6 protein-coding genes and 1 pseudogene are annotated in these 15,229 nt (G+C 52.4%); 4 read left to right on the plus strand and 3 right to left on the minus strand.

Annotated elements, in window-relative coordinates:
* Positions 1-58: 58 nt before the first annotated feature.
* The 4 genes and pseudogenes from QMX91_RS02965 to QMX91_RS02980 form a co-directional block, all read left to right on the plus strand.
* Positions 59-1,021, plus strand: coding sequence for a DNA-processing protein DprA (locus QMX91_RS02965; RefSeq protein ID WP_138763809.1), 963 nt, complete (start codon positions 59-61; stop codon positions 1,019-1,021).
* Entirely contained in the window at positions 1,018-5,703 is a 4,686-nt protein-coding gene (locus QMX91_RS02970; protein WP_198848260.1) for a RecQ family ATP-dependent DNA helicase, read from the plus strand. The genes QMX91_RS02965 and QMX91_RS02970 overlap by 4 nt, the downstream gene beginning before the upstream one ends.
* Positions 5,700-6,254 carry a hypothetical protein gene (locus QMX91_RS02975; protein WP_138763807.1) on the plus strand — a complete coding sequence of 185 codons (555 nt, stop codon included), beginning with the start codon at positions 5,700-5,702 and terminating at the stop codon, positions 6,252-6,254. The genes QMX91_RS02970 and QMX91_RS02975 overlap by 4 nt, the downstream gene beginning before the upstream one ends.
* A gap of 24 nt (positions 6,255-6,278) precedes the next feature.
* Positions 6,279-6,380: pseudogene (locus QMX91_RS02980) on the plus strand (DNA repair protein RadC); the annotation flags it as partial.
* Positions 6,381-6,630: 250 nt separating this feature from the next.
* Here QMX91_RS02980 and QMX91_RS02985 read toward each other — a convergent pair.
* Genes QMX91_RS02985 through QMX91_RS02995 form a run of 3 tightly spaced genes read right to left on the minus strand, consistent with a single transcriptional unit; the run spans position 6,631 to position 15,217 of the window.
* Complete coding sequence (locus QMX91_RS02985; RefSeq protein ID WP_138763806.1) at positions 6,631-8,442, minus strand: hypothetical protein; 1,812 nt, start codon at positions 8,440-8,442, stop codon at positions 6,631-6,633.
* Positions 8,443-8,459: 17 nt separating this feature from the next.
* Positions 8,460-11,591, minus strand: a complete 3,132-nt coding sequence (locus QMX91_RS02990; protein ID WP_198848261.1) for an SNF2-related protein — start codon at positions 11,589-11,591, stop codon at positions 8,460-8,462.
* Complete coding sequence (locus tag QMX91_RS02995) at positions 11,588-15,217, minus strand: AAA family ATPase (protein WP_198848262.1); 3,630 nt, start codon at positions 15,215-15,217, stop codon at positions 11,588-11,590. Before QMX91_RS02995 ends, QMX91_RS02990 begins: the two co-directional genes overlap by 4 nt.
* Positions 15,218-15,229: the final 12 nt, after the last annotated feature.

The raw sequence follows: 15,229 nt of genomic DNA on the forward strand, positions 1-15,229 counted from the left end.
AAAATGCCGGGATTGGTAGTCATCTCTTTGTTTGGCGAGAGAGAAATAAGGAAATTCAGTGCGAATAACAGACATTCTTGTAATTCGAAGCTTGAAAGGTGTCGGCAACCGCACCTTGGTGAAACTCATTGAGTTTTACCACGCTAACAACCTGAAGACGATTCGCGAGCTAGATTTCGCTAAGGTACCAAAACTCAGCAGCTCGATAACGCAGACAGTCGAAGATTTATTCGCCAGCGGTAAATATGACGTGTTGAGCTTGGACTATGAGAAGTCCATCTCCAAATGGAATGAAGCGGGAATCCATGTCTTGGTTTACGGCTCTGCCGAATATCCCAGCCAGCTCAATTCACTTTCCGACCCGCCACCGCTACTGTTCTGTAAAGGCAATTGCGACCTTATAAAATATCCCAAGTCCATTGCGGTCGTCGGCACCCGCAACAACACCAGACTAGGCGAAATAATCGCTTACAAAACGGTGGAGCACTTTTCCAAACAAGGGTTCTGCATAGTCAGCGGCCTAGCTCTCGGCATTGATGCCATCGCACACCGCGCAGCCCTTGATAACCATGGCCATACCGTAGCGGTACTGGTCGACTTGATCAGTATAGCCCCGACCAATCACCGTGGCTTGGCAGAACAGATACTTAGCCAGGGCGGTCTGCTGGTTTCGGAAAACCCACCCGGCACCAAAGTAATTCCTGCCTTCTTCGCCAAGCGCGATCGCATTCAGGCAGGACTCACGCGGGCGGTTTTTGCCATTGAGACGGCCATCGACGGCGGAACCATGCACGCGGTCAAGGCGGCCAACTCCATGCATCGCAAGGTCTACGTCCCCAATGCTAGCGCCGCCGGGTATCCGGACCTCGGCATCGAACAGATCAGCGGCACACAGCAGTTGGTGAATTCCGGAATAGCAACGCCATACACACGTGACACCTACGCGGAAATCTCCCTGGAGCTCACTCAGCTGGCAGCATCCTTTGAAGAAAGGTCGAGGGAAACAGGAAGTTCTCTATGATCAAATGCATTATTGTCGATCTAGATGGAACGCTTGTTGATACCTCTGCCGTAGCGGAGCTGCGTGCCCAAAAAAGATGGAGGGAAGTGGAGTCCAATATCCAGCGCTGCACACCCTATCATGAAGCCGTTGACTTACTTAACACAGCCCGCGCCGCCAGCATCAAGGTGGCCCTTTTTACAAACTCTCCTTTGAACTATGTTCGGAATATTCTAAAGCACTTTCAACTTGCCGTTGACTACATCGTTGCGTATCACGACGTTCGGAATCGCAAGCCGGCAAGCGACGGCGTCGAAAAGATACGACAGCATTTCGGAGTTTCCTGCGAAGAAACGATTTATATCGGCGATAGCGAGCAGGATAGAGAGTGTGCACTCAATGCCCAGGTGAAGTTTTTCGCAACCGGCTGGGGAGAGGCTCCTGATATCGGAACTCACCGATCAAGCGCGGCCGAAATACTTGAGTGCATCGAGACCAGCATCGGTCATAACCAGCCGAAGCAATTTCGCACCAACCTCATTCAGAACGGCCACAGACTCCACCTAGGCTACTATCTAGGCGACATCAAGCAGGAAGTCTGGGCCTTCAAAAATCACGAGAAAAAAGCGGTTGAACGCTGGATCAACAAAGCGCTGGAGGTTTGCGACTCCCTACCACCAATAGACTTCGTCGTAAGGGCCTTCGGCCATGCGGAGCTGGATACCTCTGCCAACACCACCCCATTAGATCTACTCGGCGCCAGGCTGGCCGCCTCGATCGGCGCCGACTACCGCCCTGATTGCCTGCACAAGAGCCGCCCATTTGTTAAGTCAACGATGTGCTCGGCAAAGGAACGTGCCCAACAGGCGCACGGCGCGTATATCGCAACCCCAAGCATTGCGGTGTCGCAAGAGGATAGCGGACCGACCTTCCTGGTTGTCGACGATGTACTAACTTCAGGCGCCACAACCGGCGACATTGTCCGGGCGCTTTCGGAGGCGTATCCCAGGGCGCGGGTATTCATCTTTACACTGGTCAAGACCCTTTACCGGGCCGAATGCGAGCACAACAGTACCGAAGCACAACACAACGCCCAGCTCTTTCAAAACCTTTACAGTTCAACGCAGAGGCTGCCTGAGGTAGCTAGCGTAAGGACTGATGCACCTCGCCACTCAGGCAGAGCACGTCTGGTCAGCAAAAAGTTCAGTGCAAACTACGCAAACACCAACCACAACTTCGTTTTCCACAACCTGAGATCCTACTCCATTGCATCGGAACCTGAGTCGAAGCCAATCCTCGATGTTGTGTATGTCCTCAGGAATATGCTCCAGCGTGGCAAGCCCACTATCGCCTCACGTAGACTGAGGAGTGCGTTTGGGCTCAAGTACTGCCAGAGCGGACTGGAGTTTGCCAGCCAAGCACTTATTTCGCCCAAGCCTCTTGATTGGCGACGGTTGATCAGAGGAGATAGCAGAACCGGAAACTATCCGGCCAAGCGCTTTTTTGACGAGCTGATGAGGAAGTATTTTGGTGAATATCAATTCGTCAAACAGCTTACCCTGCCCGAAGTTAATATTTTCGAAATGACGCAAGTCTACGTCGATCAGTTCCAAAATCGGCAGGTAGATTTTTTCATTCCGCAGGCGGGACTGATCTTCGAAATTGATGGTAAGCAGCATGAAGCGTCAGTGGATGACAAAGGCCGCGATGAGTTCACCCAGACACTTGGCTTGAAAACCATTCGATTCACAACCGAAGAGATTGCCACCGAAAGTCAGAGCTTCATCGGCAAAATGTCCAGCGCTGTCGATCATATGAGAATGATTGACCGGCTTGAACAAGAGGGGATACTGAGCCCTCCCAACGGGCTGACTCTCCGGGACTACCGGCTCGCCTACAACGAGGGTGTCGATATAGGCAGCCCCAGCATTCGATTGACGGCTGCGATCCGCTTTCAACTGCTTGTTCTGGAGCTGATCGAATGTGGCGAAATCCGGCTGGGTGAAGCAAAAAAGCTTGCTTTCCTAAACCGCGACGGTATCGATTTCGCGCATCAAGGCATCGGAGATCTGGCAGAACTGCTGTCGCAGCTACTGACGCTCAGGGGGCTGCCGAAGCTGGAGCTTAAAGTGGATCTGGAGGAGATCGAAAACTCAGTAAGCTTCCCCTCGGACGATGCCCTACTAATAGATTTCAGCATTTTGGAGCGCTTTGATGACTCGTTCCAGGTCAACCCAAATGTCATCTATGCACGTACTCACTACCTCGACTTCTATCGCTGCTTTGCCAACTCCAATGCGCTCTCCATGGAGAATTGCGCGCTTGTTGACTACGACTTCTTCGAGATGTCGTGCTCCGAGCCCATTTGCTATCAACTCGATTTAAGCCCGGGAAGCAGTCAGAGGGAGGCGTTGAAATTCTTCCTCGGAAACCTTTTCCTCCCTCTGCTGGACGATGTGAATTTTCGAGAGGGTCAGCTCGGAATCATCGGCTCCGCATTGTCGAGGAAAGGCACTATCGGTCTGTTACCAACCGGAGCAGGCAAGTCGATCTGTTATCAGCTTTCTGCGGTCCTGCAGCCCGCTATCAGTTTCGTGGTCTGCCCAATCAAGAGCCTGATGTATGACCAGAAGGCTGATCTGGACACCATCGGCTTTATGCGTAGCAATTTCATCACCAGCGATCTGAAGCCTGATCAGAAAATTAGGATCCAGAATGACTTCGGGCGGGGCAAATACTTCCTCGTGTTTATCTCCCCGGAGCGGTTCCAGACGCAGAGCTTCCGAAGTGAGATGACCGCCATCGGTCTTGATCGTGCCTTTGCCTATGCCGTGATCGATGAGGCCCACTGTTTATCCGAGTGGGGGCACGACTTCAGAACCTCGTACCTAAATCTGGCCAACACCATCGAGAGGCTCGCTCCCGATGCCAGCTACATCGGCTTGACCGCAACCGCTTCCGTCAATGTTCTCAAGGACATTCAGTCGGAATTCAACATCCCTGATGAAAATGTGCGCACACCTCTTGATTACACCAGGGAAGAGCTGTCATTTCATGTGATTGATGACCGGGGCCACAAGACTGACGCACTGATCCAACTGGTGGACGAGATGGAGGCCAAGTGGAACGGATCTGCCTCGGCAGAGCAAGGATCGAAGGCTGGTATCATCTTTACTTCGACCGTCAACGGGCAAAAGGGCTGTTACAAGCTGGCAGGAAAGCTCTCCTCCACATTGGGCATGGATGTCCGCTTTTTTTCAGGCTCAGCGCCGTCAAGCGGAAGCATGGGGGGCGACGCATTCGATGCCTACAAGCGAGAGGTGCAAAACGACTTCAAGGCCAGCAAATACCGCCTGCTGACCGCCACCAAAGCCTTTGGCATGGGGGTCAACAAAGGGAACATTGCTTATACCGTTCACTATGGCATTCCCGGATCCATGGAAGCCCTCTACCAGGAGGCCGGTCGGGCGGGTCGGAACAAACGATTGTTTACAGACGCCCCTGCCGACTGCTACGTACTTCTGACAAAGGAACGAAATATCGGCCTGTTGGACAAGGTCTGGGATGCTGCAACCTCGGTGGCCGAGCTCAAGGAGTCCGTCAAAGGTTTGAGCCGCGAAAGCGATGTAAACACCAACCTTTATCTGATGACGCAAAACCTCGACACTATAAATGATGAGTTCAAGCTGCTGACCGCAATCTATCAGTATTTCTTGCAGAACAGCGATGTCCAGACCATCTCAGCAAGCGCCTCCCAGTTTGGTACTGACAAATTCAAATTTGAAAAGGCGGTTTATCGACTCTTCCAGCTCGGCATCGTTTTAGACTGGCTCGTTGAAGATTTCTTCAAGGGCCGGCTGACGATCGAGTTCAGTTGCCCCGATGAAGAGCAACTGCAGAAGAATCTTGAGATTAAGCTCAGAAAATACGATACCAGCTTCAAGCTGAGCGACATCTTCCAAAGCAGCAATCAGTACCACAGGATCCTGTGCGAGCGCTTGGACAAGGGGACGATCGACAAAAACCAGTTCATCTTTCTTGTTCTACTCCTCTGGTCATACGATCATTTTGCGTATAACCGCCGCCAGTCACTAAAAACAGTGTATGAGCAATGCAGCGATCTGGCGGCCGGCAAGATCAGTGAGGAGGACTTCAAGAACCGCCTGGAAGGCTATTTCAAGTTCAACGAGTCCAGCCATCTGATGGCTCACCTTGCGGAAAATCCTGATGACACCTCTGTCTGGCTATCTATCTTTTTTGAGGAAGATAGCGCATCCGACTCGAAGGAAATCATCAGCACAGCGAAGCTCTCCACTCTGAAAGAGCAACTCTCGCGCTTTCTGGAGTCCTACAAGGACAATATCTGCCTGAATTACTTAAGCGGCATACTCCGTCTGACGACCGATGAATTCGATGACGCTGATGGAGAGCGGCGCATGGCCTCGTCCCTGGAGCGTCTCAAACAGCAGTGCAGTGAACAGGTCGAAGCGTTGATCCGGGATACCTTGAAGCTCAAACCGCTGTTCTCGGTTGATGCCCAGTGCCGTTTCGCAAGGTTGATTAATGAAAAATTCCCCGAATCGCCTTTCCTTGAAATAATAAATGCCGAATTCGAGGATCCCTATTCCTACCATCAGCTTTTGACTCCCCTGCTTACGAGGCTCGCCAAGCTCACGACTGTTTATAAAGGAATCGAGTGGTGAACGACTTACAAAAACTGAACAAAGTCATAGGTTCGCTTGAGGAGCAAGCCTCCCAAGTAACGGAGTTCAATGGAATTCTGCGAGCGATAAACGATGCGCGCTCGGAGATTAATGCGAGCAATGGCGCCCTAGCATCACTGTCCAATGAACAGAAGCAACTCATCAAGGACTGTTACGGCAAGTTTGATGACTTTGACAAACGCTTTTCCGATCTCGAAAAGAAGCTGACTCACTTGGAAGAAGGCCAGGATAGAGTGCTGCGAATCATCGGCGAGCTGAAGATCCTCTCCCCTGACCAGTTCGAGCATGGGCGAGACAAAATCCTGTTGAAGCTTACCGAGCTCAATTTCCTGACCCCGGTCCAGTACGACGAAGGACGTCAAGCTGCTAATGAAGCGTTGAACTATACGATTAGTGAACTGGCGCAGAAGATCGAACAGGCCAATCGCGCTCATCAGGCGTCACTCAAGTCGCTAAAGGCAATGACTGTCTTGGGTATACTTGCGTTGGCGGGTGGTATCACATTTCTCGCGTATGTCTTACTGCACTAGCGAGAGGACGTTGGTTATTATGTCATGGAGTCGCCTGTCACTGAGGCCGACATTCTGCAGATGGCTCAACAGCTGGCGATGAGTCGTCTGTCTAAAGGCCGGGCACTGACTGAGTCCAAGCATGTTGGCGCCGACGCGAAATTGACGCAGTGCCGAGATGTCAGTGACCCAGTCTGATACTTCGCGAGCTATTACCTTTGCCGGATTTGTGCGGTTTTGGAGATGGGTCAGTCTTGCATCAGCACGTGGGTCAATTCGGCACGAGCGCCAACAGTCATGCGAAAGAAGTGGTGGAAGCATGGCGAACAAAAATCCTTAGTACGGGCGGTCCGGCGAGGCGAAGATTGCCAATGATTTACGCATTGTGCCTCTCTCCCTATTTCTCGATGTAGTTATCTCGCCAGCCGTCTGAAACGGTAACTTGTATCACTGACTTAGGTATCGACTTCAAAACCTTCCCAAGATTGAGGAAGCTCAAGCCGTAAGCCACTGACAAACGGTCGAAATCATTTCTCACAAGCCCTGGGGCATCAAGTCGCTTGGGTAGCTCCAACGGCCTGACTTTCACTCTCATCCACTCGTACAGGCTGGGATGGTTGTTCAACGTTTCTTTCAATCGACCGTAAAACGGCATACGGCTCCCTCCCCCGCACAGATATACAGGAATATCTGTTAGCTGCTCCCGCGTCAGGTAGCCTCGTGAGGTCTTCCAATATGTTTCGTGCCCCACTTGCTTAAACACCTTCCCGTAAAACTGTCGGTCTGAATGTTGGCGAGGATCTAAAAATTGGACCTTGGCCGCTGAGAAATAGGCTTCAAGCTGTTGTGGCATTCCTTCCTCGCCATCTGTCACCTTTCTTGCAGCTGAAATCGCCTCCAGAAGATCTTCCCGATTGGATGTTCGCTCTTCAATAGCACGAGCCCACCAGTCCAGACGATTTCGATGCAGGTTGACAGCGCCAAGGGGCTCAACAGTCGCGGTATAAAACTCAAAGTCCCATTTACCGCGGCCTCGCTTGACGTGAAAAAGCGAAGCATCAATGGTCCCCGCGCCTATATCCACCATCATGAAGTTGTTAGCGGCATTATTATCAAACCGTTCCGAAGCGACATAGCCGTAGATCTGCGCTGCGATTTCTGGGACGACGGAAAGCTCCACATCCTCCTGATCGGACGGGAGCTCTCCCGCATCAAGCGCCTCAGCACGGTGTAATGCAGCGATAACCCCAATGTCATCAATTTTTTCTTCTGAGCTTCCAGCCAAAATCCAGGCCGCCGCACCCAGTAACCTAAACCCCTTCGTTTGTTCAGGATCCAAGTGGTTGGCCGTAGGGAATCCCAATGCCATTCGCCAGACAATATTACTCGAGCGGTAAACTACTTCCTTTTCGCTAAACAGCCAGGCACGCGCTCTTCGGATAATTAGAGCGAGAAACGCTACGACTCGCTGCTGGTACTTAACAACTGTAGGGTGGGCAAGGAAAGCCAACTTGATATCAGCCATTGCTCTACCCCCATCTTCAAGCGAAAACACTCCTCCCTCTTTGTAAAGCCGGCACGGCAGCAAAAAACTCGGTAATCCAGTAGCATTGCGAAATGGCACAGCAAATGCTTTTTCCAAAGCACTGTCACCGATAACGACCTTCACACTGGAGCTACCAAAATCCAGTCCGAGGACCAACGCTCGATCCTCCTGAGCAGTAATTCCCTCCTTCGGTATCGGCTGAACCTGTTGCCCCGTTAGTTCGAGTTTCAGTAACTCCAGTGTTTTCATTCCATCAGAGTGCCCCCAGCACGGTGCAGAGTCAGCACCAAGTGACATTTCATATCGAGTATCAGGGCTGGTACTGGCATCTCTAGTCTCACGAGGATTGACGCCTTGGCGGTAAACGCTCAAGTCAATACTCAGTTGCTGAGCTGCTGCATTGGGTTGCTTTGACGACAGAGGCGGCCGCGCCTTCTCTACCTTTTTCTTTTTACTTGCGGCTCCTTGTCGGGACGCCGGCGTCTGTTCTGTTATTACTTCGGCCGGTGCCTGGCCCCGCTCGGGTTTGCATTCTGCGTGCTGATGGCGCCCAGCATGCCCAGGCTTATGCCCCGTCGATTGGATAGTTAAAGGTCGAACAGGCAGCTCTTGCCCTATCTTGGCGAAGGCTTCTTTGAGCTTTTCTTCTAACGTCACGCGCATATGTCAGTCCCTTGAGATCAAAGCAGCCGAATTACACCACCTGTTACGAAGTTTTTGTCTGAGCTTCCACCGCTCTTCAGTTCAAGCTCAGCAATGCGCTCTTGAAATCTGTTACGCAATTTTTTCAGCTTCCCCTCGGCTGCTGGAATCATGCGCATGCGTCGCTCCTCACCAGAAGAGCGGTGCGACTGGATTGTCGTTATGAGTCGCTCTACTTGCTTGTCCAAATGTGATTGGAGAGCCTTTTTCATCATCTTTAGCCGATCACGATCCTCCCGGCCTTGGGCGCTTTGAAATTCATCAAAACGTTCATCCAACTGATCACGACAAGCATCGAAATAAGCGGCTGCAGCTTCGGTGTCTAACTCGTTGGCAACACTCAACCACTGGCTCCCACAAAGTGCTGCGGTATTAACAAGATGCTCTGCTAGCTCCCCATCGACGAAACAATCGTTCTGAAAAGGCCGAACAACATACTCCAATCGCTCGATGTCGCGGGTACCGGAAACGGTCCAGCGATAGATGCCAAAGACATATATGCCAGGCTCAAAACCTTGCACCTCAAATGCGGCAAGGTCGATCGCTGAAACCGGGAACTTTGCCGGGCTTTTGCCCGCTTGGCGAAGACGATCGGTGACAAATCGAATCAGTGGATGATCCTGCGTTACACGCTCAAAAGCACTGGACGGATTTCCCTGACGGTTCTCGAAGAGCAATGGTTTAGGACGTTGACTCAACAGCTGGCTTCGCCCCTGTAAGCGATACAGATCTACAAACTCAGCGAACTCGACTCGAGCCTGCACGGAAAGCTCAAGGTCATATTCCATTGGGTCTCGATCAGACGGCACAAAACGTGAGCCGGGATAGTGCACGATCAGAAAATCACGTGCATAGCTCAACAAGTCTTCCCCCCGGATGTACCGGCCCAACTCCTTGGCAGCCCGCACCTTGTTCTGGATGAAGTCACTATGCGCGATTAACTGAGTAGCCTGAGCCTCGAGCTCCTCTTGCTGCCGATTGGTGTTTTCAATCGCGAGGCTGGCTTGATTGATACGCTGAGTCTCTTCTTCCGGAGTCAGCTTATGGGTAAGTAGGTCTTGAGTTAGCTCCCGAATTTGCTCTCCAAGAATCCCCTCCATACTACCCAACGCGAACGTGAATATATTCAGCCTATCCAGCAAGCGGTCATAGACTCGTTCGTCGATGGTGTCGGCATACATAAAATTCCAGATCATGATCCGCTCAGCTTCCTGGCCGATGCGGTCAATTCGACCTATCCGCTGCTCAATGCGCATTGGGTTCCAAGGAAGATCGTAGTTGATGACCAAGCTGGAGAACTGTAAATCGACCCCCTCTGAAGCCACTTCAGAAGACAATAGAATACTGGGGCCCTGAGGTTCTTGAAAGCGCGCCAGCGCCTGCTGTTTATCCATGCCCCCCTGGACCAACACAGAGGCATAGCCATCTTCACGTAAACGTTCAGCAAGGTAGGCCAGGGTCTGCCGGTAGAACGCAAATAAGACTACCTTTTTACCTGGGTTGTCAGCCCAATAGATACGCAGATTCTTCAGCAACTCAGCGTACTTGCTATCGTTGTGCCTCAGCGTTTCGTAATCGCCCACCTCTCGGGCAATATCCACCAACGCCGAGAGCAGCGACCCCATCTCATCAGGCTGTGGTGCCTTCTCTTCCAGCAGATCACCTTGTAAGTCATACAAGGTCTCCTCAAGTTCATCCTGCTCCAGAGCAGCATGTTTTTTCTGCCAGGCTCGGCAGGCTGCCGCCATACAGCTGGACATCTGTCGCTGCGGGATAGTCAGCATGAAGCCAGTGGATACAGCACGCGCCACACAGTACCCACGAATCGCTTCAGTGACCTGCTCGTAAAAATCGGACTCACTACCGCTCATGGTTGCGCGGATCGCGTATGGCGCACGCACTACCCGCCCTTCGTGCACGTCCCGTTTTAGGGTACGGGTCACTACCTTACTGAGCGGGTTTATTCGGTCTAGTTGATCAGCCAGCTCTGCCCGCCCTTTGGGATCGGCCAATCTCTTGTTACTGGGGGCATGCCCCCGCAGATAGGTGATCTGCTCGTTATCCTCGAAAAAGCGTGCTTCAAGCGCCTCATCCAGGCCTTCGACAAAATCCGTGCGCGTAATTGGCCCAGCCAAAATTCGATCTCGCAACCTTACGATAGGAGCATTAGCCTCAAGGCTGTATCGAAAGCTCTCCTCGTAGGGGAAGGCATCTTCGTCGATCAGATTGAGCAGGTTGAATAAGTCTGAACTGCGCAGTTGGATGGGTGTGGCCGAAAGCATGACCAGACTTGAGGCTACGGGGCGAAGCAACCGTCCCAACAGATTGGTCTGAGTACCCTTGTTACGCAGATAGTGCGCCTCATCGACCACAACCATATCCAGCAACGGCTCGTCCACCTCTGCATCTTCGAGAAATCTGGCCAATTTAGCAGCAGAGCGCTGACTGACTTGATCCGGCGAATTGAAGCCACGAGGTGGGCGCAACCCTTGCATGCTCGCGATGACCGCGAAGCCATCCTGTGGTCGCTCCCGCACTGCCTGAAGCTTCTTCAGCAAATCTCCTGCATCGACCATCTCCGCCAGCACACCAAAGCGGTTGGCCAGCTCATCACGCCACTTCTCCCTCAACATAGCCGGGCAAACAACCAATAATCGCTTTGCATCCAATCGCGCGCGCAATTCAGTCCAAATCAAGCCAGCCTCAATGGTTTTGCCTAGACCCACTTCATCAGCAATCAGAATGCCGTTGCAGGGCGAATCGAGAAACTGCAACACCGGCTTGAACTGATACGCCAGAAACTGGGTATTGGTAGTGTTGAGGCTGTAGATCAAGTTGGCCAGCTTGCCACTGAGCCGGTGAAAAGTAATCGCCGCCCGCAGGTCATCCTCGCCACTGAACCGTCCCCGCTCAATACACTCGTAGGGGCGTAGAGGCTTGTTTTCAACTTTTTCGAGGGTCGAGGGCAAAACGAAATCCTCGCTGCCATCGAGAAACGAAACCAACACCCGCTGTCGATGTACAGGGCCATCGGTTTCGTTACCCAAGATGCCGACCCGCGCCGGATTGGCTTTCAGCCTGACCTTGTCGCCTGGATTCAGAATGCTCACTCCGGAGCTCCCTGCATTTTCCGAATTAACCTATCTGACTCCATGCTCAGCTCAGCCCCTTCAAATGTTTCAATGAGCTGACCTGGGAAATGCTTTTCGTACCACTCAAGCTTGGTTTCCCGATGGTTGCGGTAACCCTCGTCGGAAATCATGCCCCAGTGCTCCCAGATGTACGTTTGCCCTTGGCAATGAACCAGGAAGTCAGGCAGGTAAAATGTTCCATCTTTCGCGTATAGAGGCTGCTCATACTCGAAGGGAAGTTCACGCTCGAACAGCATGTTCGCGATGATGACCTCTGACTTCGATCGCACCATGAACTGGGCAAGCGTATGATGAATTTTGCCCTCCTCATACCAATCACACTTTCTGCTGAGCAGTTGCGAAACAGGCCTCATATCAAACAGTGAGGAGTTGATAACTACCAGATGTGACGCTTCAGGGCGACGCAGAGTTAACAGTGGGGAAAGGTCTTCTTCGATCAGAAGCGTGCAGTGCTTTTTGGCACGCGTCAGACCGGTATAGAGCAGCTCAGGTGAAAGCAGTGCCTGTTTGCTCTTGGGCAGCACGAAGTAAACACGCTCAAACTCGCTACCTTGAGACTTGTGCACTGAAATGGCATAGGCAAGCTCCAGGTTATCCTCCACTTTCTCGTCCCCAATCCATTTTCCATCGGGTGTTTTACCCAGAGAACGCCCATAGCCGATCCAGAAGCTCTCCTTGCGGGAAAAAAGAACTTGAAAATGCTTAATTCGGAACCAGGGTCCAAACGCATTTTTCCCATCCAATGCATGGGCTTTGACAAACCCGAGCTCTCCGTTGAAAACCTCTACAGGTTTGTTTGAGCGTCCATGAGTATCCCAGGCCCACAGGGGCTTGGAGCGCGAACGATTTCGGATTTGCATGACCTTATCAAACAGCGCTACCCCATCAATCAACCGATGTGGATCCGGCCTCCGTCCCTTACTGGCGACCTGAAGCAGCCCGTTGAGATGATCAGTACCGAAAAACTCACCGCGATATGGCGAGATAACCTGGGATTGCTCAGGGCGATCTACCCCCTCCTTATTCTTGAAGGCTGCTCGCCATAGCTCATATGGCTTCTCGTTATTCAGCGTCAGGCCCGTATCGGCTTGCATATCCGACTGCAGACTAGACACCAGCTTGTCCTCGAGATCCTGCTGGCCACTCCAATAGATAACCTGCAAATCCTCGTCGACCTTCCCTCCCTCTTGAACTCGGGCAAGCATCTGTTCGGCATGGGCCTTCTGAAGCTCTACCTCGCCACCGCTGTTACGCAGAATGAACAGCGAGGCTAGGTCAATAATCCCGGTGCCCGTCTTCTGGAGACGGTTTTCCATTTGCCGCACATTAGTGCACAGGGTCCCCAGACACTCGGGATAGTCCTTACCTAGCCAATCGATCAAATCCGCAAACACCTTGCCGCGACCTATTGGCGGCAGCTGGCTGGGATCACCAACCAGAATGAGTCGCCTCACCGAATTCCAATTGATGGCTCGGAATAACGCGGCAACCAACGTAAGGTCGAGCATGGAGGACTCATCGACGATGTAGGTCTCTATACCCTCCTCTCGAAAACCTCCCTGCCGCTTGAAGGTCAGGTTGTCATTCAACCAGCCGCGCTGAGCCAGAAACGAGTGGATGGTGGAGGCAGCTTTGCCCGTTTTTTCACGGATGCGATCTGCGGCCTTACCTGTTGGGGCCAAAAGCTGAAAAGATGCTCCGCTGCCGTGGACTCTTTCGACAGCATGAATCAATGAGCGAATAACGGTCGTCTTCCCGGTCCCAGCAGAGCCAGCCAGCACACACAATGGCCTGACAAAAATCTGCTGACAGACTGCAATCTGGCCCTCTATCGCCTCCCGGTACTGATCAGCGTCCATCCGGCTCAGGATGCTGCAGTCATCGCGAAGGTAATCGCCCCAATGAGACTCCGTCAGAGGCACCTTAAAGCTGATGTCGGCTCGCTTATTGAGCTCACGCAAGCACTTTGAAACCAGTTGCTCGTCTTCCCAGGCAGAGCGCAGGTACACGTAGCGTTGCCCTTCGTGCTCCCGAAACTCGAGAGCGCCCAGCATGTGCTCCTTATCGATCTCGTAGTAGCGCTCGGTAAACTGGTGTCGTTTCCACTCAGCGACAAAGCTCAAGTCATGGTTAACGTCATGCAAAACCTGAGATAACTCGAGGAATGTTTGCGTCGACTTGATGAGCAGCTGACCGACCGTGAACGCACGCAGACGCCTCCAGTCGTCCACCTCATACAAGAAAGCCGGCGCGATGTTGGGCGATGGGAAGATTCCGTGTTCGATCTTGCTGAGCCCAATGGTGTCATCCGGTCCGTCGCCGATATATGACTCGCAAAGGATGTAGGGGTTGTCGATGATCTCACTCAATTTGGCCGGCAGGCCATAAGTCGTTCGATCCTCCCCTAGCAAGCGCCTCACTTGAGTGCCATCCAAGCCGAACCTAGGTAACAAATCTCGACTGAGTGCTCGCTCCTCATCCGTCCTTAGCTGCCACTGCCGCTTGACCTTACTGACCTCATCGCTGTTAAGGGCAAGTCCATCAAACGCTTTTGCAGTACCATCGAGAAAGGCAAAAACAGCATCCTTGATCGCGACAGCCTCCTCAGCTTTCGCCTTGACGAAGCCAGGGATGGCGGCCTGAAAGCCGATGACATCAAGCACAGCCGGCAACCCGGGATAAAGCCCTCGACCTTGCCAAAGCTCGGCAATCACTGATTGGAGCCAGCTAATCCGGCTGCCCCAGTTTTCGCTATCGTCGCCCAGCTCTTGCAGACGGCAAGCAACCCCAAGTAGCTGCTCTACCAGAATGAGGGCATCGTCGTCAGATACATGCCTCGCTGCGTACTTGCATACTCGTGGGTTCGCCGGTACAGCAAGAATCTGCTCCAACACCTCCGGCTTATCCGTATAGCGGTGATAAGGGATCCGCATGCCCTGATCGGGGTAGTGGCTGGATACCACTCGCTGCCAAACGAATCCACCATATCGGTCTATGGTCTCCTGGCTGCATTCGTCATAGAACAACTCCTCACCCAGAGCCTTGACCCGCGAGACACCAAGTAGCACATAGCGCTTGTTGTCTTCCTCACTGAACGGGTTGCTGAAGTTAGCGTAGTAAAAAACCAGGCTTCGACCGACCTCAACCTTGGCAAAAAAATTCCGAACCGCGGCCAAACGTTTGTCTGGATCGTATCCCCCCCTGGCTAGCTTGACCTCATCCTTATACATCTCCTCATAAGGCCAAATGCTGCAACTGGACGGTGGCATATCCCACTCGCGGCGCACGCCATCAGGACTTCTATCTTCCTTACGAAAGAACTCCGGCGTATCAGCAAAGGCATGAATCCTGTCCTGGCCGAAAGCATTGATGCTATACATGCAAGGCGGTACATCCTTGCCCAACTTGCTACACCCTTGACCACATACCTTCTGTTCTTGGGCCAAATCGCGCTGCTCGCCGATCATGGTGCCTGGATAAGACTGTTGTCCGACACAAAAGGTATTGGCAGCAGGGTCCTTACAAACATGACCATTCCAGCCATCTGCATGCCAAGCCAATCGAGCGGTGATATGCGTAGTCATTACTGCTGCTCC

This window comes from Pseudomonas sp. PS01299 (genome assembly GCF_029960145.1).
Lineage (GTDB): Bacteria > Pseudomonadota > Gammaproteobacteria > Pseudomonadales > Pseudomonadaceae > Aquipseudomonas > Aquipseudomonas putida_A.